The sequence below is a fragment of the Microbacterium sp. KHB019 genome (assembly GCF_037285405.1).
GTDB lineage: Bacteria > Actinomycetota > Actinomycetes > Actinomycetales > Microbacteriaceae > Microbacterium.
Genome location: NZ_JBBDHF010000003.1, coordinates 65,420 through 87,517, shown reverse-complemented (window position 1 = coordinate 87,517; position 22,098 = coordinate 65,420). Strand labels below are relative to the sequence as shown.

Sequence of the window (22,098 nt, the reverse complement as noted above, 5' to 3'; positions counted from 1 at the left end):
GATCAGACCCGAGCCAGTCGCGCCGAGGCGTGCGATGCCATCCCCGAGCCGAGCGCGGCGATGTCCCACGCCCAGAGCAGATGGCCATCGACCAGTCCGTACATCCGGCTGGCCGCGCCGTACTCCTTGCCGCCTGCCGGCCGGACGATGGCGTCTGTCGCGATGTCGATGCGCGGCCCGTTGATCTCGCCCAGGTACAGCTCGAGGACGCCGTCCGAGTGCGTCAGCGAAACCTCGATCGGGAACCCGCCGGATGGCGCACGCAGCAGCTCGACGTCGTCGACGGTGCGGACGGGCGGCTCTTCGATCGGCGGCAGCAGAGCAGGGCCGGCATCCGCCGGCGTCGCCGGTCGCGAGAGACGCCAGAAGCCGGTCTCGGCGACCAGGGGGATCCGCGTCTCGCCGTCAGCGGGATCCATCCAGCCGGCAGCCGAATAGTTCAGGTGGCCGGTGCCGTCGTGGCTGAAGCTCACGCGATGCGTGAACTCGCCTTGGAAGCGGCGGTCGCCGGCCGTGTACTCGATGACGCCGGTGCCCTCCCACACGCCGATGAGCCAGCTCAGCGGGGCGAGGTCGGCAGGGAGATCCGTGGGCAGCTCGAGCATGACGGCTCGGTTCGACCAGGGGTCAGCGCTGGCCGCGGAACAGGTTCCGCAGCACGACGCCTGCGACGAAGACGATCGCGAGGCTTGCGAGACCGAGCAGGCCGATGAAGAAGAATTCGAGGGCGACGAGATCCATGGGCCCCACTCTACCGTGCGGCCGTCACGCGGGGATCAGCGCGGCGAGCCCGAATCCGGCCGATACGACGCCCAGCAGGACGAGAGCGCCGATCGTGCTGGCTGCGACTCGGAAGATGAAGCCCGTCGTCTGCCCGTACCAGAGCTGCATGGCGAACGAGAGGAGGATGGAGCCCCCGAAGCCGATGAGCAACCATGTCACGCGCCACTCCTCCGGCACGGCGAGGCCGATCACGACCGCCGCGACGAGTGCGACGGCCCACACGATCATCACGCCACCGAGGGCGTTGCGCGGTGCGAGAGCGGGTTCCGACATGCCTCCATTCTCACCCATCGGTATCATTGGCGCACGGCGCCGTGCTGGCAGCCGACCTGGGCGGCCGCCTCGCCGCTCGAAAGGAATGCGCGTGGCTTCGATCCTGATTCTGTCTTCGGTCCCCTCCGAGCAGGTGCTGCCCGCGCTGGATCTGCTCAGCCACCACGTCCGCCGCATCCCTGCTGAACCAGCCCAGCTCGTCGACGCGCCGGAGAGCGACGTCGTGATCGTCGACGCACGAACCGACCTCGCCGGGGCGAAGTCCCTGTGCCGTCTGCTGCGGGCCACCGGCCAGGACTCCCCGCTGCTGCTCGTGGTCACCGAGGGCGGCATGACGGCCGTGTCCGGCGAGTGGGGCATCGACGACGTGCTGCTCGCGGATGCGGGCCCGGCCGAGACCGATGCCCGCATCCGGCTCGCGATCGCCAGGGCGGAATCGACCGCCGCGCCGACGAGGGTGCAGGCATCCGGAGTCACGATCGACGAGCAGTCCTACTCGGCGAAGCTGCACGGACGCCCGCTGGACCTGACGTACAAGGAGTTCCAGCTCCTGCACTTCCTCGCCACCCACCCTGCCCGAGTGTTCACCCGCGAGCAGCTGCTGAGCGAGGTGTGGGGGTACGACTACTTCGGCGGCACCCGCACCGTCGACGTGCACGTGCGGCGACTGCGCGCCAAACTCGGCGACCAGGAGCAGATCATCGGGACGGTCCGCAACGTCGGCTACCGCTTCAACGTGCACGACGACGAGCAGGTCAGCGCTCCGGCCTCCTGACCGCGGTTCGGGTCCGTTCACACGCCCGTCACTTCGCGGTGCAAAGATGTAACCCATGATCGATGCCGCAATCACCGATGCCGGGCTCGGCGACTCCGAGGACGACGACTTCGACGCCATCGAGGCCCCGGACTCCCTGCTGCCCGACCATCGGTATCACGACCGCGAGATCAGCTGGCTGGCGTTCAATCAGCGCGTTCTCGAACTCGCCGAGGACCCGAGCCTGCCGGAGCTCGAGCGCTCCAACTTCCTGGCCATCTTCGCCAGCAACCTCGACGAGTTCTTCATGGTCCGCGTCGCCGGACTCAAGCGCCGCATCGTGACCGGCCTCGCGATCCCCACGAACGTGGGCCGATCACCGGCGGACGTCCTCGCCGACATCTCTCAAGAGGCGCACGCGCTGCAGCTCCGCCATGCGCGGGCGTGGACCGAACTGGTACGGCCCGCACTCGCAGATGCCGGCATCGAGATCACCGAATGGGATCAGCTCACCGAGTCGGAGCAGTCGGGTCTGACCGAGTACTTCCAGCTGCACGTGTTCCCTGTGCTCATGCCACTCGCCGTGGACCCGGCGCATCCGTTCCCGTACATCTCGGGGCTCTCGCTGAACCTCGCCATCCGCATCCGCAACGCGCGCACCGGGCGGCAGGAGTTCGCCCGCCTCAAGGTGCCGCCGATGCTCCCCCGCCTCGTCGAGGTGCCAGGCACGAGCGAGATCGCCCGCTACCTCCCCCTCGAAGACCTGATCTCGAACCACCTCGGCGACCTGTTCCCGGGCATGGAGGTCCTCGACCACCATGCGTTCCGGCTCACTCGCAACGAGGACGTGGTGATCGAAGAGGACGAGAGCGAGAACCTGATCCAGGCGCTCGAGGCCGAGCTGCTGCGGCGCCGGTTCGGTCCGCCGATCCGGCTCGAGATCGCCGACGACATGGACGACCTCACCCTCGATCTTCTGATCAAGGAGCTCGACATCACCGATCAGGAGGTCTACCGCCTCCCGAGCCCTCTCGACCTGCGCGGACTCTTCTCGCTCTCGCGCGTGAATCGTCCCGATCTGCGCTACCCCCCGCATCTGCCGACGACTCCTGTCGCGTTCCAGCCGACGGGTTCCAACAGCCGCGCCGACATCTTCGCCGCGATCCGCAAGAGCGACGTGCTCGTGCACCACCCGTACGAGTCGTTCGCGACGAGTGTGCAGGCCTTCCTCGAGCAGGCGGCCAGAGACCCGCACGTGCTCGCCATCAAGCAGACGCTGTACCGCACGTCGGGCGACAGCCCCGTGGTGCAGGCGCTGATCGACGCGGCGGAGGCGGGTAAGCAGGTTCTCGCCCTGGTCGAGGTGAAGGCCCGATTCGACGAGGCGAACAACATCGTCTGGGCCCGCAAGCTCGAGAAGGCGGGCGTGCACGTCGTCTACGGTCTCGTGGGCCTGAAGACCCACTGCAAGCTCGCCCTGGTGATCCGCGAGGAGGAAGGGCAACTGCGCCACTACTCCCACGTCGGCACGGGAAACTACAACCCGAAGACCAGCCGGATCTACGAGGACTTCGGACTGTTCACCGCCGACGCTCAGGTCGGCAAGGACCTGACCCGGCTGTTCAACGAACTGTCCGGGTACGCGATCGAGAAGAAGTTCAAGCGGCTGCTGGTCGCGCCCCTCCACCTGCGCAAGGGCCTGCTCCGCCTGATCGACGGCGAGCGCAAGAACGTCGTGGACGGCAAGCCGGCGCACATCCGCATCAAGGTGAACTCGATGGTGGACGAGGAGATCATCGACGCGCTCTACCGCGCGAGCCAGGCCGGCGTGAAGGTCGACATCTGGGTGCGCGGCATCTGCAGCATCCGCACCGATCTGCCGGGCATCAGCGACAACATCACCGTCCGCAGCATCCTGGGCCGCTACCTCGAGCACTCCCGGATCTTCGCTTTCGAGAACGACGGCGATCCGCAGGTGTACATCGGCAGCGCCGACATGATGCACCGCAACCTCGACCGCCGCGTCGAGGCCCTGGTGCGGGTGAACGATCCGGCGCACGTGACAGAGCTGCTCGCGTTCTTCGACCTGTCCCAGGACGACGGCACGAGCTCCTGGCATCTCGGGGCGGAGGGCATCTGGGAGCGACACTCCGAGGATGCCGACGGCACGCCGCTGGTCGATCTGCAGGATAAGACCATGAACCAGATCCGTCGCCGCCGCCGTTCCCGCTCGGTGCGATGACTCAGGAGGTCCAGGTCGTCCGCGACGACAAGGCTGTGTACGCCGCCGGCGCGGTGGTGTGGCGGCTCACGGAGGACAAGCTCCGCATCCTGCTCATCCACCGCACGAAGTACCAGGACGTCACGCTGCCCAAGGGCAAGGTCGACCCCGGCGAGATGCTCGCCGAGACGGCTGTGCGCGAGGTGTTCGAAGAGACCGGGATCCGGGTGCATCTCGGCGTTCCGGTCGGCGTCAGCCGCTACTTCATGCGACCCAAACGCCAGAAGGTCGTGCACTACTGGGCGGCCGAGGCCACCGACGATGCGATCCGCCGGTCGACGTTCGTGCCGAACAGCGAAGTCGCGGCGCTCGAGTGGGTGAGCCTGAAGAAAGCCCGCAAGCATCTCAGCTATCCCGTCGATCTCGAGATCCTCGACGAGTTCGAGCGTCTCGTCTCGGACGGCGTGCTGCGCACGTTCCCCATCGTGGCCCTCCGGCACGCGAAAGCCGTCTCGCGTTCGGAGTGGGACAGGTCGGATGCCGCAAGACCGCTCACCGAGCGAGGGCTCCGTCAGGCCCAGGCGATCGTCGCGCCGCTGCGCGCCTTCGGCATCCGCAAGATCGTCACCAGCGACGCGGTCCGCTGCGTGCAGACGGTCGCCCCGCTCGCATTAGCACTCGGACGAACCCCGACGGGGACGGCGCGGATCAGTCAGGATGCGTGGGAGGAGGGCGTCTCCGACGTCCGCAGCGTCGTCGGCAAGCGAGTGCGCTCGGGGAAGCCCGCGGTAATCTGCAGCCATGGCCCCGTTCTCCCCGGCATCCTCTCCGAACTCGCTCTGGCGACCGGCACCATGCACGGGTCCTATCTCGGCAGCGCATCGGCGCTCGAGGTCGGCGCATTCTCCGTCGCGCATCTGTCGGCGACCAATCCCGGCTCCGGAATCATCTCGATCGAGACGCACGTTCCGAAGGTCTGACGCTTCGACGGACCCCGCAGCGAACGAGTCGGCGTCGGGCGGCTCCCCCAAGGGGACGGCTCCCGTTCACCTCCCGTTTACCCGTGCGCGCGAATCTCGTTAACCGCCGCACTTAGCGTCACTGTGTGCCCTGCACCGGGCCTCAACCATCCACGATCGAACGGATCCCACAGTGAAGATCTCCCGAATCGCTCGCATCGGCGCCATCGGCGCCGTCGCCGCTCTTGCCCTCGCCGGCTGTGCTGCGAACGAAGCCGCTCCTCAGGACAACGCCTCCGACGCTCCCGAGTCGACCGTCTCCGGCACGATCGAGGCCACCGGCGCCTCGTCGCAGGAGGCCGCTCAGCAGGCCTGGGTCGCCGCCTTCCAGACCGCCAACCCCGACGCCACGGTGAACTACACCTCCACCGGCTCGGGCACCGGCCGCGAGAACTTCATCGCCGGTTCTTCCAACTTCATCGGCTCGGACCGCGCCTACAACGCTGACGAGATCGCAGCCGGCGGCTTCGGCGCCTGCACCGACGACGAGATCGTCGAGGTCCCCGTCTACATCTCGCCCGTCGCCGTCGCCTTCAACCTCGACGGAATCGACACGCTGAACCTCGACGGCGCAACCATCGCGGGCATCTTCGCCGGCGACATCACCAACTGGAACGACGAGGCCATCGCGTCGCAGAACGAGGGCGTCGAACTCCCCGACCAGGCGATCGTCCCCGTTCACCGCGCCGACGCCTCCGGCACGCAGGAGACCTTCACCTCCTACCTCGAGGCCGTCGCGCCCGATGTGTGGACGAACGAGGCCAGCGACGAGTGGCCGCTCTCGACCGGTGAGGCAGCCGATGGCACCTCCGGTGTCGTGAACGCCATCACCAACGGCGTGGGCTACATCGGCTTCGCCGACGCTTCGCAGGCTTCCGGCCTCGGCCAGGTCGCCATCGAGGTCGAGGGCGAGTACGTCGCATACTCCGCCGAGGCCGCTTCGGCTCTCGTCGCCGCGTCGCCGCTCGAGGAGGGCCGTTCGGACCACGACCTCGCGTTCGCCGTCGACCCGGCCGCCGCACCCGCCGGCTCCTACCCGATCGCCCTGGTCTCGTACCTGATCGGCTGCGTCAACTACGAGGACGCTGAGGTCGCCTCGCTCGTCAAGGCGTACTTCCAGTACGTCGCATCGGCAGAGGGCCAGGACGTTTCGGCCGAGGCTGCCGGCAGCGCCCCGATCTCGGACGACCTCCGCGAGAAGGTCAACGCCGCGATCGACGCCATCGTCACCGAGTAATCTGACCCTCAGCCGAGGCTGAGAAAGTCACACGCCCCCGTGGCGCTGATCGACTGGATCGACAAGCGCCACGGGGGCACCCGCATGAATGACCCGAACACCCTCCGAGCCCAGGCATTTCTCTGAACCCGAGATCTTCCCTCTGAACACCGTGGAGCCGCTCAGATGACAACCACCACGACGGGACCCGAAACCACCCGCCCGTCTGCGGAGCCCAGAGCCGTGAGACGAGTGGGAGACCGCGTCTTCTCCGGCACGGCACTCGCTGCCGGCATCATCATCCTCGTGACGCTGGCGGCGGTGGCGGTCTTCCTGATCGTCCAGTCGATCCCCGCGTTCAAGGCCGACACGAGCAACAACCACATCCTCGAGGGCCAGTCCTTCATCTCCTGGGTTTGGCCGTTCGTCTTCGGCACGCTGTACGCGAGCGCGATCGCCCTCATCGTGGCAGCGCCCCTCGCGATCGGCATCGCGCTGTTCATCTCGCACTACGCCCCGCGCAAGATCGCCGGTGTGCTCGGTTACATCATCGACCTGCTGGCTGCTGTCCCCTCCGTGGTCTTCGGCCTCTGGGGGGCGCTCACGTTCGCGCCCATGCTCGTGCCGTTCTACAAGTGGCTGAACACGAACCTCGGCTGGATCCCTATCTTCGGCGGCACGCCCTCCGGCACGGGCAAGACGATCCTCACGGCATCCCTCGTGCTCGCGGTGATGATCCTCCCGATCATGACCGCCATCTGCCGCGAGGTCTTCCTCCAGACCCCGAAGCTCCACGAAGAGGCGGCTCTCGCGCTCGGCGCGACGCGCTGGGAGATGATCCGCATGGCCGTTCTCCCCTTCGCCCGCAGCGGCATGGTCTCGGGTGCGATGCTCGGCCTCGGCCGCGCGCTCGGCGAGACGATGGCCGTCACCCTGGTGCTCTCGCCGCTCGGCATCGTCACCTTCAACCTGCTGAACCCGGAGAACCCGACGACGATCCCCGCGATCATCGCCCTGCGATTCCCCGAGGCTCACGATGAGGGCGTCAACACCCTGATCGCCGCCGGTCTCATCCTGTTCATCGTGACCTTCGCGGTCAACTTCGTCGCACGCTGGATCGTCTCGCGACGCGCCGAGTTCTCGGGAGCCAACTGACATGACCGCCACCGCTGTCGCTCCGTCCACTCGCACGTACACCGCCGGCCACCTGCCCAAGTGGGCGCCGTGGATGCTCCTGCTGGTCTGCTTCGCCATCGGCGCCGTGATCTTCGCGTTCGCCAACACCGGCGGCGACCCTGCAGACTTCAACATCGCCATGGCCCTCGTCGTGGGAATGATCCTCTACATGGCGCTGATCTTCATCGTCTCGACGGTCGCCGAGAGCCGCCGTCACGCGATGGACCGGCTCATGACCGCCCTGGTGTCGACGGCGTTCGTGATCGCACTGCTGCCGCTGGTCTCGCTGCTCTACACCGTCGTCCTCAACGGACTGGTGCGCTTCGACGCCGAGTTCTTCAGCTCATCGATGCGCAACGTGGTCGGCGAGGGCGGCGGCGCTGTCCACGCGCTCTGGGGCACGCTGCTCATCACGCTCGCAGCCACGATCATCTCGGTGCCGATCGGCCTGATGACCTCGATCTACCTGGTCGAGTACGGCGAGGGCAAGAAGCTCGCCCGCGGGATCACCTTCCTCGTCGACGTCATGACCGGCATCCCGTCGATCGTCGCGGGTCTGTTCATCTACTCGGTGTTCGCGCTGCTCATCGGGCCGGGGACGCGTATGGGCATCATGGGCTCGCTCGCGCTGTCGGTGCTGATGATCCCCGTCGTCGTGCGCGGCTCGGAGGAGCTGCTGCGCATCGTGCCCAACGAGCTCCGCGAGGCGGCGTACGCACTCGGTGTGCCGAAGTGGCTGACGATCCTCAAGGTGGTGCTGCCCACCGCCATCGCCGGCATCACCACGAGCATCATGCTCGCGATCGCCCGCGTCATCGGAGAGACCGCCCCGCTGCTGCTCACCGTCGGCATGGTGCAGAGCCTGAACGTGAACCTGTTCAGCGGACAGATGGCGACACTGCCGGTGTTCACCTACATGCAGGCCAAGTACCCGGGCATCCCCGCCGAGGCGTTCATCGATCGCGCATGGGCGTCCGCACTCGCGCTCATCCTCGTCGTCATGGTCCTCAACCTCGTCGCCCGCCTCATCGCGAAGGTGTTCGCCCCCAAGACCGGCCGCTGAGCGGCCCAACCGACCCGACTGAACAAGAAGGATTCAAGTGTCAAAGAGCATTGAAGTCAACGACCTCAACGTCTACTACGGCGACTTCCTCGCCGTCGAGGGCGTCAGCATCGACATCAAGCCGAACACGGTGACGGCGTTCATCGGCCCGTCCGGCTGCGGCAAGTCGACGTTCCTGCGCACCCTCAACCGCATGCACGAGGTCATTCCGCGTGCCCGTGTCGAGGGCGAGGTGCTCATCGACGGCAAGAACCTCTACGGGCCGGGTGTCGACTCCGTGCTCGTGCGCCGCCAGGTCGGCATGGTGTTCCAGCGCCCCAACCCGTTCCCGACGATGTCGATCAAGGAGAACGTGCTCGCCGGGGTCAAGCTGAACAACTCGCGCATGGCGAAGTCCGACCAGGACGCCCTCGTGGAGAAGTCGCTGCGCGGCGCGAACCTGTGGAACGAGGTCAAGGACCGTCTCGACAAGCCGGGTTCTGGCCTCTCGGGTGGTCAGCAGCAGCGTCTGTGCATCGCTCGCGCGATCGCCGTCTCCCCCGACGTCATCCTCATGGACGAGCCGTGCTCGGCCCTGGACCCGATCTCGACCTTCGCGATCGAGGAGCTCATCGCCGAGATCAAGAGCCAGTACACGGTCGTCATCGTGACGCACAACATGCAGCAGGCCTCGCGGGTGTCGGACCGCACGGCGTTCTTCAACATCGCCGGCACCGGCAAGCCCGGCAAGCTCATCGAGTACGACGACACCGCCACGATCTTCACGACGCCGTCGGTGCAGGCCACAGAGGACTACGTCTCCGGCCGCTTCGGGTAGGCCCGGCCCGGCCGCCCCCTCGCATCCGTGCTCCCGGGCGCAACTTCGGATGCCGCGCACGACACGCCGCACGATCGCTCTGATCGGCGGCGTGTCACCGTTTGGATCCGAAGTCGTGCCCGGGGCGAGTTGCTCTGCACAATGAGGCGAATGAGCGGATGCTCCACGGAATGCGCGAAGCAGACCGCAGAGAGACTGACGGATGCTGCAGGCTCAGCGGCATGTGCGAGACCTGGGCCCCGGCGATCTGGACCTATGCCGAGCTGCGCGGTGACCTCAGCCGCCGCGAGATCGAGTCGCAGCACTCCGTCGGACTCCTCCGACGGGTGCGCCGAGGCGTCTATGCCGGCGTCGACGCGTGCACGGATGCTGTGGATGCCGCTGCGCACGGCGGTTCGCTCGCGTGCGAGAGCGCGGCCCGTCATCTCGGCCTCTGGGTGCTCGACGACGTCGACGGCGTGCACGTGTGGATGCGCGGGGAGCGCCATCAGTACGAGCACGGCGAGAAGGCCGAGTGCGACTGCACACCGCACTGGGATCACGCCGACGCCCCATCCGCTTTCGGCTTGCCCCCAGTCGAACGCGTGCTCCTGCAGGTCTATGGATGCCGCGGCGGAGAGAGCTTCTTCGTCGCGCTGGAGTCGGCCCGCAGGAAAGGCCTCATCTCCGCACCGGCTCTGCGGCGGTTGCACCGCCTGATCGATCGTCGCGGCCAGGATCTGATCGAGTTCTCCCGCGACGACGCGGACAGCGGTCTGGAGTCGCTCATCCGGTTGCGAACGAGGCATCACGGCTGGGATCTGCAGTGCCAGGTATGGATCTTCGGCACCGGCAAGGTCGACTTCCTCATCGACGGATGGCTGATCGTCGAGGCCGACGGCAAGGAGAACCACGACGGCGAGAGCCATCGGCACAAGGATCTTGTCAGAGACGCGAACTCCGCTGCGTGGGGCTACGTGACGCTGCGCTTCGACTACGCCATGATCGTCCACGATTGGGATGCCGTCGAACGCGCGATCCTCGCTGCCATGGCCGCTCACCCCACCACCTGACCCCACCACCTCCTCGTGCACAACTTCGGGCCGGGTCGTTCGACACGCCGCGGCTGCAGCCCGAGTCGCGGCGTGTCGTCCCCGGCATCCGAAGTTATGCACGCCCGGGGCCGGGGCGGGCTCCGGGGGGGGCGGGGGGGGGGGGGACGCCGACCGCCGGGTCAGTCGCGCGGAGAGAGGAGGTACTGGTTCAGGGACTCGGTCAGCGCATGGTCGACGGGCAGCGGGCGATCGTCGACGGCCGTGATGGGCGCGGCCAGGCGGACGCTCGAGACGAGCCATGCGGCATCCGCCTCGGCGATCCGCGACGCAGGCACCTGCTCGTAGCCCGCCTCGAACCCGCGCCCCTCCAGGTACTCGTAAACGCTGAGCTGCGTCGTGCCCTGCAGGATGCCGCCGCTCGGCACCGGTGTGACGAATCGGTCGCCGAAGCGCAGAATGAGGGATGCCGTCGGTGCCTCGAGCACGAAGCCGTCGCTGGAGAGGAACACGGCGTCATCGGCGCCCCGGCGGTGCGCCTCGCGGAGCGCCGCCATGTTCACCGCGTACGACAGTGTCTTGGCTCCGAGGAGCAGCCACGGCGCGCGCTCTGCAGCGTCGAGCGGGTAGCCGCGGTCCAGCGTCACGACGGAGACGCCCGATGTTCGCACCGCGGTGAAGACCGCCGCTGGGGCGGCCGTCACCCAGGCGGTCGGCGTCGGGCCGTGCTCCACTCCCCTGCTGAGGATCAGTTTGATGACCCACTCGCCGGCAGGGCATTCCGCAGCGGCCACGGCGACCGCCTGACGCCACTGCTCCAGGTTCGGCGCCGGCAGATCGCAGATCCGGGCGGAATTCGCCAAGCGCTCCAGGTGCGGCACGACCTCCTGCGCGTGCGCATCGACCACGCCGATCGACTCGAAGACGCCGTCGCCGCGCTGGGTGCTCAGTTCGCTCACGCTGAGCGCCGGCGCCCCGGCATCCACCACCGTGAAGGTGTCGGAGAAGTCGGCGCGCTCCTCAGCGGCATCGGCTGGGTCGAGAATCAGAGCGAAGCGCTGGGCCATGAGAAGACTCTACGGCCACTCAGGAATACCCAGGGCGCGGGGACGTTACACTGGAGTGGCCGGGCCGCATAACCCCGGGCTCCAACTTCTGCCGCTTAGAGCGGCCTTCCGCCGAGAGGCGTTCTTGCGGCCCGGTCTTCCTGTTTCGGGGCGAGAGCCGATCCCGCGAACGGGCCGGAGCCGGGCACAACTTCGGACGTGGACGACGACACGCCGCCGACCTGAGCGATCGCACGGCGTGTCACCTCCGGCATCCGAAGCTGTGCACGCACGGATCCGGGTGCGACAGGTCGGGCCGTCCGTTCAGGCGAGCGCGTCGGCCCGCCACAGCATCGCCGCCGCGGTCAGGTCGTTCGCGTACAGGTGCAGCCTGCGCGCCCTCGCGGTCAGCTCTGTCGCCCGGTCAGGCTCCGTGGCGTCGTAGTCGTCGGCAAGATACGTCGCGCCCGACACCTGCACCCGACAGAACGCGGCCGCCCGCTCGAGCGCGACGGAGAAGTCCCCGCGGAACGCGCCGCGCAGAATCGTGTCGATCAGCGCGACGATCTCTTCCGGGCTCGCCGGCACCGGCGCCCCTGCGACGACGGCATCCGCCGACGCCAGCTCGACACGCCCTCGCTCGTACAGCAGCGCAGAGGTCTGCGGATCCGTGTGTATCGCCAGTTGCAGCAGGTACAACCGCCACAACGCGCCCGGCAGCGACACAGCAGGTGCCTGCGCCCACAGCTCGGCGATGTCGTCGATGCCGTGCTCCGCGGTGAAGGCGATCAGGCGCTCAGTGCTCTCGCCGCTCTCATCCTCGCGCGCGCGCATGAGCAGCGCGGACGCCGTGGCGTGCGCGACCCTCATGGCCTCAGCCGAATCGGTTGAGCCGACGAGGTTGTCGAACGCCGCAGTGGGTCGACGAATGGGCCGGTGATGCTCAGGCATCCGTCCAGGCTACTCGCGCTTCAGGCGGTGGGGATCGCGATGATCGGATCCGTGGTGGGGAGCCCGGTCGGGGATCCGCCGGCCTGCTCCACGGTGACGGCGATCACGTCGCCCTCGTGCATGGCGCCGTCCAGCAGCGCGGTGGCCGCGCCCGCCTCCGTCTCGAAGAGCCCTGCGGGGAGCGCTTCTTCACCGCGGACGAACCAGAGCTGGTAGGTCTGGTCTTCGTCCAGAGCATCCAGCCCAGCGGTGACGAGGACCGCACTGCCGACGGATGCGGACCAGTGAGCCGTCGCCTCAGCACCCGACTCGAGTTCGACGGTGGCCTGCTGCGCGTCGGACGCCGCTTCGATCTTCTCGAGTGCCACCACGGATGCCGGCTGCACGAGCTGCGGGATGAGAACAGCGGCGCCGATGCCGAGTCCCAGGATCAGGACGACGGATGCGGCGAGCGTGAACAGTCGGCGGCTCCAGCGCCGCGGACGCTCCGCGGAATCGGGCGCAGAAGCGGGTCCGGGCGCAGACGTGCGCGCGGGCGCTGGTTCAGCGGCATCCGTCTGAGGAGTCACGGCGATCTTCGCGAGCAGGGCGTCTCTGATGCCGGCGGGCGGCACGGACGCCTGCGCGGCATCAGCCAGGAGCGCAGCCGTCTCGGCGTCGTGTTCGGCGATAGCCGCCCATTCGGGATGCGCGGCGAGGGCGTCCGCATAGCGGCGCTCGTCAGCATCCGACAGCGCGTGCAGGGCGCGACCTGCCGCGAGCTCAGCGAACTCGTTCTCGTTCATGCGTTCACCCCCATCTCGTTCCTCAGTCGTGAGAGTCCGTCTCTCATCCTCGTCTTGACCGTTCCCAGCGGAGCACCGATGAGCACGGAGATCTCGCTCTGACTGTAACCGCCGTAGTACGACAGCACGATCGCCTCACGCTGCGGTTCGGGCAGCGTTCTCAGGGCTGTCACGACCCGCTCGCCCTCGATGCTCAGCTCCACCTGCTCGGCGACGCTGTCGTGGGAAACCGCGACGTCTCGGATCCCGGCCCGGACGTCCCGATCCGTGCTGGACTGCGACGCCCTCACACGATCGACCGCGCGGCGGTGGGCCATCGTGAGAACCCAGGTGCGTCCTTGCCCCTTGTTCGGAGCGAACCGGCCAGCGGATTGCCAGATCTCCAGGAACACTTCCTGGAGCACCTCTTCGCTCTGCGCTCGGTTGACGAGCACGCGGAGGATGAGTCCGAACACGCGCGAGGAGAGCAGATCGTAGAGTTCGGCGAACGCCCGCTGGTCTCCGCGCGCGACGCTGACCAGGAGATCGGCGACGGGATCCCCCGCCGAACCGTCCTCCGGCACGTCCACACCGTCGATGACCATCTCCACAAGCATGCCGTATCAATCCCCTTCGCCCTGACCACTCACCGATCATCAGCTCATCCGAAGGTGAACGAGTAGGCCTGGATGCCCTCGGGGATCTGCACCGTCAGCTCCCCCGAACCCGGCTCCCCCTGGAGCAGGCGATACGATCGCGGGGTTCCCGAGACGTCGATCGTGCGGCTGTCGCCGTCAGCGGTCACAGTGACCTCGCCCTCGCCGGCCAGCACCATCCGCACCTCGGACGCCCGATACCTGAGACGCACTTCGGCGCCGGATTCTGCCGGTGTGGCGTACTGCGACGCGATCTCCCACGTGCCGTCGAGCGCGAACGTGTCCTCGTCCTGGTCCGCGGGGAAGGAGAACTCCGACGTCCCCGCGCCGTACTCGTCCCCGCCGCCGTAGTTGACGTCCTTGGACGACCCGAGGAATGTCTCAGGCGTCGTCGAGCCGAGCTCCGGCGTCTCGTCCTCCACGCCGGATTCGGCGGGAAGCCGGACGTCGGGATCGGCGTCGACGAGAAGCTCGCGGATCATCTTCTCAGTGGCCTCGTAGTTGCCCTCGCCGAACGAGATGTGCCGCACGGTGCCCTCGGCGTCGATCAGGTAGTGCGCCGGCCAGTAGCGGTTGCGGTAGTTGGTCCAGGTCGAGAGGGTGTTGTCGAGTGCGACGGGATACTCGATCCCGAAATCGCGGATGCCGGCCGCGACGTTTCCGGCGTCCTTCTCGAACGCGTACTCCGGCGAATGGATGCCGATGACCTGCAGCCCGGCGTCGCGATAGGTCTCATCCCAGCCGACGACATGCGGGATCGATCGCTGGCAGTTGATGCACGAGTACGCCCAGAAGTCGATGAGCACGACCTGGCCGCGCAGGTCGTCGAGTTCGATCGCCTCACCGTCAGGAGTGTTGAGCCAATGCTCGATCCCGCGGATCGACGGCGCGGTGCCGCAGGACTCGAGCTCTTCCGCACCGTTCGTGCACTTGTCGAGGTCCTGGTTCTCGTCGTTGACGAGGCCGCCGAGGCCGAGCGCCTCTTCTGCGGCGTCGTTCTCGGTGAGCTCCTGCTGCAGCGGAGCGGTGTAGTCGGGCAGCAGCCGCTGCAGCATCTGCGGCACATTGAACACGAGGCCGACGGCGAGCGCGATCATCGCGATGCCGGCGGCGATCCGCAGGCCGCGCTCGCGGGTGCGGAAGGCACGGATGCGGTTCACGACGCTGCGGCCGGCCAGTGCGAAGATCAGCAGCGGAACTGCGACTCCGATCGAGAAGGACACCGTCAGCAGCACTGTGCCGGGGCCGATCTGCCCGGTGGACCCGGCCACGATGATCGCGGCGAGCACGGGGCCGGCGCACGGCACGAACACCGCTCCGAGCGCGAGCCCGACGCCGAAGCCGCTCCCCTGGTTCTTGACCTCTTTGCGGGGCAGCCACTGGAAGGGCTTCTCGAGCAGCTGCTCGAACCGCGGGATGAGCAGGCCGACGCCGATGATGATCAGCACGATGATGCCCGCCCAGCGCAGCACGTCCTGCGGGAGCCCCAGCAGGCCGAGGATCAGCGAGCCGACGAGCGTGACGAGCGTGAAGCTGAGGACGAGCCCGGCGATCACGAGATAGGGGCGGCTTCGGCGCGCAGGGATCACCTCGCCGTCGCCTTCGAAGCTCGCGGACTGCGCGCCTCCGGTCAGGAAGATGACGGGCAGGACGGGCAGGATGCACGGCGAGATGCCGGTGATGAGCCCTCCGAGCAGGCCGATGAGTACCAGGTCCATGAGCTCCTCGCTTCTGTTGCGAGTTCTTCGGCGTCGAGGGTCATTCGGATTGACCGAAACGAATCTGAGATTCTTCCCATCCGAACCGCCAGGGGTTCCGAACAGCAATCAACGCCGCGGAGATGTCGCGGCTCCGAACCCCGGAGGTAGAGATGTTCAGCACCAAGAAGAAGATGACCGCAGCACTGTCGCTCGGATTCGCCAGCGTGCTCTTGCTGGCCGGATGTTCGATGGGCGGCGGCAGCACGGCCGAGGAGTCCACCGAGCCGTCCGCCCCTGAGACGTCTGAGGCTGCGCCCGACACGATGGACCCGGCCGCCAACCTCGTCGGCCCCGGCTGCGAGGCCTACGCTGAGGCCGTGCCGGATGGCGCAGGTTCCATCCAGGGCATGTCGCAGGATCCCGTCGCGGTCGCAGCATCCAACAACCCGATGCTGACCACGCTCGTCTCGGCAGTGAGCGGAGAGCTCAACCCCGACGTGAACCTCGTCGATACGCTCAACGGCGACGAGTTCACGGTGTTCGCGCCGGTCGACGACGCCTTCGCGAAGATCGACCCCGCCACGATCGAGACGCTGAAGACCGACTCGGACATGCTCTCGTCGATCCTGACGTACCACGTCGTCCCCGGTCAGATCGAGCCCGCCGACATCGCCGGCATGCACAAGACCGTGCAGGGCGCCGACCTCGAGGTCACGGGTGAGGGAGACATGTGGATGGTGAACGACGCCAACATCGTCTGCGGTGGTGTGCAGACCGCGAACGCCACCGTGTACCTGATCGACTCGGTCCTCATGCCGCCGGCTGAGTGACCCACCCATGCGGCGCGCCCTTCGTTCTCGCGACGGGGCGCGCCGCATATCCTTGCCTCATGCGGTTCTCAGCGGATGACGGCGGCACACGCGCATGAACTGGGCGTTGACGGCCGATCTGCTGGGAACCTTCTTCTTCGCGATCTCCGGGTCGCTTCTGGCCGCGCAGCGCGGCTACGACATCGTCGGCTCGCTGCTGCTGGGAAGCCTGACCGGGCTCGGCGGCGGCGTGATCCGCGACCTGATCATCGGCGTCCCCCCGACCGCGTTCGCCGAACCGGTCCATCTCGCCGCTCCTGTCGCGGCCGCCGTGCTGGTGTTCTTCCTCGCAGGCGGCATCGAACGCTACTCGCGCCCGCTGCTGATCTTCGACGCGGCGGGCCTCGCGCTGTTCTGCACGACCGGGACGGTCAAGGCGCTCGAAGCAGGAATGAACCCGGTCGCCGGGATGCTGCTCGGCGTCACCACAGGCGTCGGCGGAGGGCTGCTGCGCGACGTCGTCGCCAACCGCGATCCGCAGCTGTTCAACTCCTCCGATCTGTACGCCGTGCCGGCGTTCCTGGGGGCCGCGATCGTCGCTGTCCTCTGGTTCACCGTGCTCCCGAACATCGCGACGGTGCTGGCTGCGGCGATCGTCGTCTTCGTGTTCCGCGTGCTGTCGCTGCGATTCCACTGGCGCATCCCGCACGCGCAGGGACAGCCGAGAAGAGGAAGGGCATCCGAATGAGCATCGCCGTCGGCATCCTGAACGACTACGACTCCATCCGAGAGGATCAGGAGGCGCTGTACCGCGACCTGCACGCGCATCCCGAGCTTTCGCACCACGAGATGCGGACCGCGGGCGAGGTCGCCCAGCGGCTGACCGAGTGGGGTTTCGAGGTGCACACCGGCATCGGCGGAACGGGAGTCGTCGGCATCCTGCGCAACGGGGATGGTGCGACCGTGCTGATGCGCGCCGACATGGACGCTCTGCCGATCACGGAGGCGACCGGCGTCGAGTACGCGAGCACGGTGGATGCCGTGATGCACGCGTGCGGGCATGACGTGCACGTCGCCTGCCTTCTGGGCGCCGCGCGGCTGCTCGCCGCGCATCAGGACTCGTGGCAGGGGACGCTGGTGGCGCTGTTCCAGCCGGCGGAGGAGACGGGCGACGGGGCGAGGGGGATGCTGGATGACGGGCTGGCCGGCATCATCCCGAAACCCGACGTCGCGCTCGGGCAGCATGTGCTCCCCGGCCCCGCAGGCACAGTCCTGACCCGGCCGGGCCCGGTGCTCTCCAGCGCCGACAGCGTGCGGATCACCGTGTTCGGGAGGGGCGGACACGGGTCGATGCCTCAGAAGACGGTCGACCCGGTGGTGCTGGCCGCCCTCATCGTGGTGCGGCTGCAGACGGTCGTCTCGCGCGAGATCGCGCCGACCGAGCCGGCGGTGCTGACGGTAGGCAGCATCAGGGCGGGGTCGAGGAGCAACATCATCCCGGATGACGCCGTGCTCGAGTTGAACCTCCGCACCTACACCGATGCGACCCGCGCCCACATGCTCGAGGCGATCGAGCGGATCGCCCGTGGAGAGAGCCAGGCGAGCGGCTCGCCGAAGGAGCCCACCATCGAGGTGCACGATAGCTTCCCGCTCACCGAGAACGATCATGCTGCGACGACGCGCGTGGCTCTCGCGTTCACCGAGCACTTCGGCGATCGCGCGCTGCCCATGGAGCTGCAGACCGCCAGCGAGGACTTCAGCGACGTGCCACGCGCCCTCGGCGCTCCTTACACGTACTGGTCGATCGGCGGCACGGATCCGGATGCCTGGGCCGAGGCCGAGCGCAGAGGCACGGTGTTCTCCGACATCCCGGCCAACCATTCGCCGTTGTTCCTGCCGGTGATGCAGCCGACGCTCGCGACGGGGACGGCCGCACTGGTCGTCGCCGCCGGCGCGTGGCTGGGCCTCGAGAAGAACCGATAGACTCGCATACGCGGGCCTCTAGCTCAGTTGGCAGAGCATCGGACTTCAACAAAAAATAGGAGCGCCTCGGGGGAAACTCCGGGGATGACACCACTCAAAGTCGGGGAACCCTTCCTGGGAGACCAGTTGGCAATCCCGAGCCAAGCCGGATGAAAGTCCGGAAGGTGTAGAGACTGGACGGGTGGCACCTACAGCGCAAGCCAGGGTGAAGGGACAGTCCAGACCACGAACGTCCATTGGACGGCGGCGAAAGCCGAAGTGGCATGTTAATCCGCGGGTCATGGGTTCGAGCCCCATGGGGCCCACCGCAATTACGTCTGACCCCGGCGTTAGTGTGACGCCATGAAGAAATGCGGCACCTGCCGGAGGGTCAGACCGTTGACCGACTTCAATCCGAGTTCCTCCTGGCCCATCCCTGCATAGACTGCGGCAACGCCGACCTCCGAGTTCTCGACTTCGACCATCGTCCAGGAACATCGAAACGTGACGCCGTGATGAAACTCGTGCGCGATGGATTCAGCACTCGAACAGTCGTCGAGGAGATTGGCAAGTGCGACGTTCGCTGCCGCAATTGCCATGCGATCGTCACGTACCAGCGCATGGGGCGCAACTGGCGGTCCGCCGCGATGCACGGACGAGGCCTGTGACTGTGCTCACTGGCGCGCCCGGTGCCGGCGCACTGCGGCGCGGTTCGCGCATCGCACGGAGCAGAATCTCTGCCGGCCATTGCGCGTGACGTCGACCACGACGTTCGTGCAGGGCGCTGCAGCGCATCGTCCGAGCCGGTCCATGCCACGTGTGACCAGGTGCAGTGAGGTGCCGACGCTGATGATCGCGCGCAGCACGTACGGCAGTGATTGCACGTCGTCGCGATAGTGCAGATGCCAGCCCTCACCGTCGTGATCGGTGAGCCGCGGGTAGGCAGCCGCCTGAGCGAGCTGCACGTTCAGCAGCTCGGCGCGAGCAGCGTGATCCGGCTCGTCGACGATTCGGAGCCAGTCGTCGATCACGTCGCGCACACGGGCGTGGTCGTCCTGCGCCGGCGGGAACGTCATGGTCATGCCGAGATCCAGAGTGCGATCCTCGATACCCTGCCGGTCGTCCGGCCACTCGTTCGCGAGAGACGCTGCCAGCAGCACCGCGTACTCACCGTAAGGGTTGAGATGCATAAGACCATTACATCACGCTGGTCTCATGACCACACTGCACACTCGGCCGATCCCCCAGCAGACGACCCTCACGATGCACGAGCACGCCTGGCTCACCGAGTCGAGACATCGCACCAGCGAAGGCTTCGTGATCTACGTGCGCTGCGCAGGGTGCACGGCGAGGCGCGTCGACCTGCAGTCGAGGCCGCAGCTGCCACCCGTCGCCCTCAGCCGCAGCGTCGACACTGCATCATGACCGCGGCACGTCGATGAGGCGCTCCACGCCGGTCGGATGCACCGGCACAGCGCCGGCGGATGCCGCGGCCACCTCTGCACGGAGCGCATCGAGTTCGTCCGGCGCGACCCAGAGCGTGAAGGTCGCACGACTGGCGTAGACGGGGTCGTCGAGCACGGCATCCCGGCCCTGCATCCACTCCCGAAGCAGGTTCTCGAAGCGTCCGGCATCCGCGTGCATCACCGCCACTTCGACCCCGGTGAGCATTCGCCGGTCGACGAGCACCGCGAGATCGAGCGCCTCCGACACAGCCGATGAGTACGCCCTGACGAGTCCGCCGGCACCGAGCTTGACCCCGCCGAAGTAGCGCGTCACCACGGCGACGAGGTCGGTGAGCTCGCGTCGTCGAAGCACCTCGAGCATCGGAACGCCAGCGGTCCCCGATGGCTCACCGTCATCCGACGAGCGCGCCCGCTCCCCCAGGGAACCGGTCACGTGCGCCGAGCAGTTGTGCCTGGCATCCCACGTACGCTTCTTGACGGCGGCGATCACCGCATCCGCTTCCTCCGGCGATGCGACGGGGGCGACGAACGCGATGAACCGGGACTTCTTGATCACCGTCTCGTGTTCGACCGCGTGAGCGATCGTCGCGGGGTACCGGGTCACGCTGTGAGTTCGGCGAGCTTGCGCGTCGTACGGAGGTTCCTGGCCGTACCGGCGACGCCGAGCGCGCGGTCGAGCACCGCCTTGGTGAGCTTCGTCGCGTGGACGCCGTTCTCGCTGTAACTGATCCAGAGGTCGCGTCCGACGAGTTCGACCTCCTCCCCCGGAACTGCGCGTCCCCGCAGCGCCTCAACGGCCCCGTCTGACGGCTCCGCTTCGAGGAACATCGCGTGCACGAGCTTCTCAGCCCCGTCTGCGAACGGATGCGATTCCAGCGCCGCCACGAGCTCGTCGTGCGTGCGCGGGATGACGGGGGTGTCGACGCCGAAATCGGCGGCGATGACCTTCCGCACGCCTGCACACGCCGCGGCCGGGTCGGCAGGAGTGTCGCAGATGATGTTGCCGCTCGCGATGTACGTCGAAACGTTCTGCAGGTCGGTCTCGGATGCCAGCACCTCGCGGAGCCGCGCCATCGGGACGCTGTTACGGCCCGAGACGTTCACGGCGCGCAGCAGCAGAACGCTGCGGCTCACGAGGCCGGGCTCTCGAACGCCTCGTCGCTGCGGACGAGCTCCGCCCCAGCGTGGGCGAGCTCGGCGAGTGCCGCATCGCTGGACGCCTGATCCACCCCGGCGACCAGGTCTGTCAGCACCCGCACGTGCACGCCGTGGGCGATGGCGTCGAGCGCCGATGCCCGGACGCAGTGGTCGGTCGCGATCCCGACGACGTCGGCAGCGAGCACCCCGTGCTCCCCCAGCACAGCCGCAGCGGTCGCGCCGTCCTCGGTCCCGCCTTCGAACATCGAGTACGCCGGCACGCCCTGGCCCTTGCGGACGTGATGCGTGACGGCATCCGTCGCCAGCAGCGGGTCGTACTCGGCGCCGGCGGTGTCTGCCACGCAGTGCACCGGCCAGGTGCCGATGAAGTCGGGCGCCTCGGCGAAGTGTCCTCCGTTGTCGCTGTCCGCTTCATGCCAGTCGCGGGAAGCCATGATCACGTCATACTCGGGCGCGTGGGCCGACAGGAACTCCGAGACGGCGGAGGCCACGGCATCCCCTCCGGCGACCGCAAGCGCGCCGCCTTCGGTGAAATCGTTCTGCACGTCGACGATGAGGAGTGCTCGGCTCATGATTCGAGCGTACGCTCCCGTCGAGACCCGTGGATATCTGCTGTCCGGTGGAGAAGAATCGCCGCATGTCTGCCATCAAGCGATTCGACCATGTCGGTATCACCGTCTCCGATCTGGATGCCGCCACGAAGTTCTTCCTCGATCTCGGACTGGAGATCGAGGGCGGACCGATGCCCATGGAAGGAGAGTTCCTCGACACCGTGTGCGGCATCCCCGACGCGAAGACGACGATCGTGATGCTGCACGCACCCGGAGGCGGTACAGGGATCGAGTTGTCGACGTTCGAGCGCCCAGCCCCGGGCGCAGGACAACCGGAGGCGATGGCGAACGAGATCGGCATCCGCAGTGTCGCGTTCGAGGTCACAGGGCTGCGCGAGATGGTCGAGCGACTCACAGCAGCCGGCTACCACCTGGACGGCGGCATCGGCGAATACGAGAACTACTGGCTGATGACGTACGTGCGCGGGCCGGAGGGCATCATCGTGGCGCTCGCCGAGCGGCTCGGCTGACCTCTTCGGCTCCGCGGGAGACGAAGAAGCCCCGTGATGCTCTTCGCATCACGGGGCTTGTGGAGCCGCTTGTCAGAATCGAACTGACGACCTTTTCATTACGAGTGAAATGCTCTGCCGACTGAGCTAAAGCGGCGTGCGTCGCAGAAGCG

The 22,098-nt window shown here is 67.5% G+C and carries 25 protein-coding genes and 1 tRNA gene; 13 read left to right on the top strand and 13 right to left on the bottom strand.

Features of this window, described 5'->3' with window-relative positions; genetic code table 11:
* Positions 1-2: 2 nt before the first annotated feature.
* Both KHB019_RS11600 and KHB019_RS11595 read right to left on the bottom strand, forming a co-directional pair.
* Complete coding sequence (locus KHB019_RS11600) at positions 3-605, bottom strand: FABP family protein (protein WP_230103591.1); 603 nt, start codon at positions 603-605, stop codon at positions 3-5.
* Between the two features lie 160 nt (positions 606-765).
* Positions 766-1,056, bottom strand: coding sequence for a hypothetical protein (locus KHB019_RS11595; RefSeq protein WP_230103592.1), 291 nt, complete (start codon positions 1,054-1,056; stop codon positions 766-768).
* Between the two features lie 91 nt (positions 1,057-1,147).
* Here KHB019_RS11595 and KHB019_RS11590 point away from each other — a divergent pair, with 91 nt between their 5' ends.
* The 8 genes from KHB019_RS11590 to KHB019_RS11555 all read left to right on the top strand — a co-directional run bounded on the left by KHB019_RS11590 (position 1,148) and on the right by KHB019_RS11555 (position 10,374).
* Positions 1,148-1,831 carry a winged helix-turn-helix transcriptional regulator gene (locus KHB019_RS11590; protein ID WP_230103593.1) on the top strand — a complete coding sequence of 228 codons (684 nt, stop codon included), beginning with the start codon at positions 1,148-1,150 and terminating at the stop codon, positions 1,829-1,831.
* 55 nt (positions 1,832-1,886) lie between these two features.
* The gene (locus tag KHB019_RS11585) at positions 1,887-4,052 is read left to right on the top strand and encodes an RNA degradosome polyphosphate kinase (protein ID WP_325471917.1); all 2,166 of its coding nucleotides are present in this window, start codon (positions 1,887-1,889) and stop codon (positions 4,050-4,052) included.
* Positions 4,049-5,011: an NUDIX hydrolase gene (locus KHB019_RS11580; protein WP_230103595.1), complete on the top strand. Its 963-nt coding sequence runs from the start codon at positions 4,049-4,051 to the stop codon at positions 5,009-5,011. Before KHB019_RS11585 ends, KHB019_RS11580 begins: the two co-directional genes overlap by 4 nt.
* Positions 5,012-5,183: 172 nt before the next feature.
* Positions 5,184-6,287, top strand: a complete 1,104-nt coding sequence (locus KHB019_RS11575; RefSeq protein WP_230103596.1) for a phosphate ABC transporter substrate-binding protein PstS — start codon at positions 5,184-5,186, stop codon at positions 6,285-6,287.
* A 165-nt stretch (positions 6,288-6,452) separates the two neighbouring features.
* A complete protein-coding gene (gene pstC / locus KHB019_RS11570) occupies positions 6,453-7,421 on the top strand; it encodes a phosphate ABC transporter permease subunit PstC (RefSeq protein ID WP_230103597.1) in 969 nt (322 codons plus the stop codon).
* A gap of 1 nt (position 7,422) precedes the next feature.
* The gene (gene pstA / locus KHB019_RS11565) at positions 7,423-8,505 is read left to right on the top strand and encodes a phosphate ABC transporter permease PstA (RefSeq protein ID WP_230103598.1); all 1,083 of its coding nucleotides are present in this window, start codon (positions 7,423-7,425) and stop codon (positions 8,503-8,505) included.
* Positions 8,506-8,542: 37 nt separating this feature from the next.
* Complete coding sequence (pstB, locus tag KHB019_RS11560) at positions 8,543-9,322, top strand: phosphate ABC transporter ATP-binding protein PstB (RefSeq protein WP_337459027.1); 780 nt, start codon at positions 8,543-8,545, stop codon at positions 9,320-9,322.
* Between the two features lie 221 nt (positions 9,323-9,543).
* Entirely contained in the window at positions 9,544-10,374 is an 831-nt protein-coding gene (locus KHB019_RS11555; protein WP_325471920.1) for an endonuclease domain-containing protein, read from the top strand.
* Positions 10,375-10,535: 161 nt separating this feature from the next.
* Here KHB019_RS11555 and KHB019_RS11550 read toward each other — a convergent pair whose 3' ends face one another.
* From KHB019_RS11550 to KHB019_RS11530, 5 genes are all read right to left on the bottom strand, one after another.
* Positions 10,536-11,420, bottom strand: a complete 885-nt coding sequence (locus tag KHB019_RS11550; RefSeq protein WP_337459026.1) for an aminodeoxychorismate lyase — start codon at positions 11,418-11,420, stop codon at positions 10,536-10,538.
* A 303-nt stretch (positions 11,421-11,723) separates the two neighbouring features.
* Positions 11,724-12,350 (bottom strand): DNA-directed RNA polymerase subunit beta, encoded by a 627-nt coding sequence (locus tag KHB019_RS11545; RefSeq protein WP_230103602.1) that lies wholly within the window; start codon positions 12,348-12,350, stop codon positions 11,724-11,726.
* A gap of 20 nt (positions 12,351-12,370) precedes the next feature.
* Entirely contained in the window at positions 12,371-13,135 is a 765-nt protein-coding gene (locus tag KHB019_RS11540) for an anti-sigma factor (protein WP_337459025.1), read from the bottom strand.
* On the bottom strand, positions 13,132-13,731 hold the full coding sequence (gene sigK / locus KHB019_RS11535) for an ECF RNA polymerase sigma factor SigK (RefSeq protein WP_230103604.1): 600 nt from the start codon (positions 13,729-13,731) through the stop codon (positions 13,132-13,134). Before sigK ends, KHB019_RS11540 begins: the two co-directional genes overlap by 4 nt.
* Before the next feature lie 44 nt (positions 13,732-13,775).
* On the bottom strand, positions 13,776-15,488 hold the full coding sequence (locus KHB019_RS11530) for a cytochrome c biogenesis protein DipZ (RefSeq protein WP_337459024.1): 1,713 nt from the start codon (positions 15,486-15,488) through the stop codon (positions 13,776-13,778).
* A gap of 152 nt (positions 15,489-15,640) precedes the next feature.
* Between KHB019_RS11530 and KHB019_RS11525 the strand changes: the two genes are divergently transcribed.
* From KHB019_RS11525 to KHB019_RS11515, 3 genes are all read left to right on the top strand, one after another.
* Positions 15,641-16,300: a fasciclin domain-containing protein gene (locus KHB019_RS11525; RefSeq protein ID WP_230103606.1), complete on the top strand. Its 660-nt coding sequence runs from the start codon at positions 15,641-15,643 to the stop codon at positions 16,298-16,300.
* A gap of 94 nt (positions 16,301-16,394) precedes the next feature.
* A complete protein-coding gene (locus tag KHB019_RS11520; protein ID WP_325471922.1) occupies positions 16,395-17,027 on the top strand; it encodes a trimeric intracellular cation channel family protein in 633 nt (210 codons plus the stop codon).
* On the top strand, positions 17,024-18,262 hold the full coding sequence (locus KHB019_RS11515) for an amidohydrolase (protein ID WP_337459023.1): 1,239 nt from the start codon (positions 17,024-17,026) through the stop codon (positions 18,260-18,262). The genes KHB019_RS11520 and KHB019_RS11515 overlap by 4 nt, the downstream gene beginning before the upstream one ends.
* A 329-nt stretch (positions 18,263-18,591) precedes the next feature.
* Here the strand turns inward: KHB019_RS11515 and KHB019_RS11510 are convergent, their stop codons facing one another.
* Positions 18,592-18,840, bottom strand: a complete 249-nt coding sequence (locus KHB019_RS11510; protein WP_230103609.1) for a hypothetical protein — start codon at positions 18,838-18,840, stop codon at positions 18,592-18,594.
* 75 nt (positions 18,841-18,915) lie between these two features.
* Positions 18,916-19,431 (bottom strand): CGNR zinc finger domain-containing protein, encoded by a 516-nt coding sequence (locus KHB019_RS11505; RefSeq protein ID WP_325471923.1) that lies wholly within the window; start codon positions 19,429-19,431, stop codon positions 18,916-18,918.
* Between the two features lie 25 nt (positions 19,432-19,456).
* Between KHB019_RS11505 and KHB019_RS11500 the strand changes: the two genes are divergently transcribed.
* Positions 19,457-19,666, top strand: a complete 210-nt coding sequence (locus KHB019_RS11500; protein WP_325471924.1) for a hypothetical protein — start codon at positions 19,457-19,459, stop codon at positions 19,664-19,666.
* Here the strand turns inward: KHB019_RS11500 and KHB019_RS11495 are convergent.
* From KHB019_RS11495 to KHB019_RS11485, 3 genes are read right to left on the bottom strand one after another with little or no spacing between them, the layout of a single operon-like run.
* Complete coding sequence (locus KHB019_RS11495; RefSeq protein WP_230103612.1) at positions 19,661-20,311, bottom strand: IMPACT family protein; 651 nt, start codon at positions 20,309-20,311, stop codon at positions 19,661-19,663. The two genes, KHB019_RS11500 and KHB019_RS11495, sit on opposite strands and share 6 nt — an antisense overlap.
* Positions 20,308-20,841, bottom strand: a complete 534-nt coding sequence (locus tag KHB019_RS11490; RefSeq protein ID WP_230103613.1) for a DUF1697 domain-containing protein — start codon at positions 20,839-20,841, stop codon at positions 20,308-20,310. Before KHB019_RS11490 ends, KHB019_RS11495 begins: the two co-directional genes overlap by 4 nt.
* Complete coding sequence (locus KHB019_RS11485; RefSeq protein WP_230103614.1) at positions 20,838-21,437, bottom strand: isochorismatase family protein; 600 nt, start codon at positions 21,435-21,437, stop codon at positions 20,838-20,840. The genes KHB019_RS11490 and KHB019_RS11485 overlap by 4 nt, the downstream gene beginning before the upstream one ends.
* A gap of 65 nt (positions 21,438-21,502) precedes the next feature.
* Here KHB019_RS11485 and KHB019_RS11480 point away from each other — a divergent pair, with 65 nt between their 5' ends.
* Positions 21,503-21,946, top strand: coding sequence for a VOC family protein (locus KHB019_RS11480; protein ID WP_230103615.1), 444 nt, complete (start codon positions 21,503-21,505; stop codon positions 21,944-21,946).
* A gap of 60 nt (positions 21,947-22,006) precedes the next feature.
* On the opposite strand, the gene KHB019_RS11475 is transcribed toward KHB019_RS11480, so the two are convergent.
* Positions 22,007-22,082 (bottom strand) — tRNA-Thr (locus tag KHB019_RS11475).
* Positions 22,083-22,098: the final 16 nt, after the last annotated feature.

What these genes read in the sequence shown, in the direction of transcription:
- KHB019_RS11600 (WP_230103591.1), bottom strand. Translation starts at nt 605, where the DNA reads ATGCTCGAGCTGCCCACGGATCTCCCTGCCGACCTCGCCCCGCTGAGC.
- KHB019_RS11595 (WP_230103592.1), bottom strand. Translation starts at nt 1,056, where the DNA reads ATGTCGGAACCCGCTCTCGCACCGCGCAACGCCCTCGGTGGCGTGATG.
- KHB019_RS11585 (WP_325471917.1), top strand. Translation starts at nt 1,887, where the DNA reads ATGATCGATGCCGCAATCACCGATGCCGGGCTCGGCGACTCCGAGGAC.
- KHB019_RS11580 (WP_230103595.1), top strand. Translation starts at nt 4,049, where the DNA reads ATGACTCAGGAGGTCCAGGTCGTCCGCGACGACAAGGCTGTGTACGCC.
- pstC (WP_230103597.1), top strand. Translation starts at nt 6,453, where the DNA reads ATGACAACCACCACGACGGGACCCGAAACCACCCGCCCGTCTGCGGAG.
- pstA (WP_230103598.1), top strand. Translation starts at nt 7,423, where the DNA reads ATGACCGCCACCGCTGTCGCTCCGTCCACTCGCACGTACACCGCCGGC.
- KHB019_RS11555 (WP_325471920.1), top strand. Translation starts at nt 9,544, where the DNA reads ATGTGCGAGACCTGGGCCCCGGCGATCTGGACCTATGCCGAGCTGCGC.
- KHB019_RS11550 (WP_337459026.1), bottom strand. Translation starts at nt 11,420, where the DNA reads ATGGCCCAGCGCTTCGCTCTGATTCTCGACCCAGCCGATGCCGCTGAG.
- KHB019_RS11545 (WP_230103602.1), bottom strand. Translation starts at nt 12,350, where the DNA reads ATGCCTGAGCATCACCGGCCCATTCGTCGACCCACTGCGGCGTTCGAC.
- KHB019_RS11540 (WP_337459025.1), bottom strand. Translation starts at nt 13,135, where the DNA reads ATGAACGAGAACGAGTTCGCTGAGCTCGCGGCAGGTCGCGCCCTGCAC.
- sigK (WP_230103604.1), bottom strand. Translation starts at nt 13,731, where the DNA reads ATGCTTGTGGAGATGGTCATCGACGGTGTGGACGTGCCGGAGGACGGT.
- KHB019_RS11530 (WP_337459024.1), bottom strand. Translation starts at nt 15,488, where the DNA reads ATGGACCTGGTACTCATCGGCCTGCTCGGAGGGCTCATCACCGGCATC.
- KHB019_RS11525 (WP_230103606.1), top strand. Translation starts at nt 15,641, where the DNA reads ATGTTCAGCACCAAGAAGAAGATGACCGCAGCACTGTCGCTCGGATTC.
- KHB019_RS11520 (WP_325471922.1), top strand. Translation starts at nt 16,395, where the DNA reads ATGAACTGGGCGTTGACGGCCGATCTGCTGGGAACCTTCTTCTTCGCG.
- KHB019_RS11515 (WP_337459023.1), top strand. Translation starts at nt 17,024, where the DNA reads ATGAGCATCGCCGTCGGCATCCTGAACGACTACGACTCCATCCGAGAG.
- KHB019_RS11510 (WP_230103609.1), bottom strand. Translation starts at nt 18,840, where the DNA reads ATGGCAATTGCGGCAGCGAACGTCGCACTTGCCAATCTCCTCGACGAC.
- KHB019_RS11505 (WP_325471923.1), bottom strand. Translation starts at nt 19,431, where the DNA reads ATGCATCTCAACCCTTACGGTGAGTACGCGGTGCTGCTGGCAGCGTCT.
- KHB019_RS11500 (WP_325471924.1), top strand. Translation starts at nt 19,457, where the DNA reads ATGACCACACTGCACACTCGGCCGATCCCCCAGCAGACGACCCTCACG.
- KHB019_RS11485 (WP_230103614.1), bottom strand. Translation starts at nt 21,437, where the DNA reads ATGAGCCGAGCACTCCTCATCGTCGACGTGCAGAACGATTTCACCGAA.
- KHB019_RS11480 (WP_230103615.1), top strand. Translation starts at nt 21,503, where the DNA reads ATGTCTGCCATCAAGCGATTCGACCATGTCGGTATCACCGTCTCCGAT.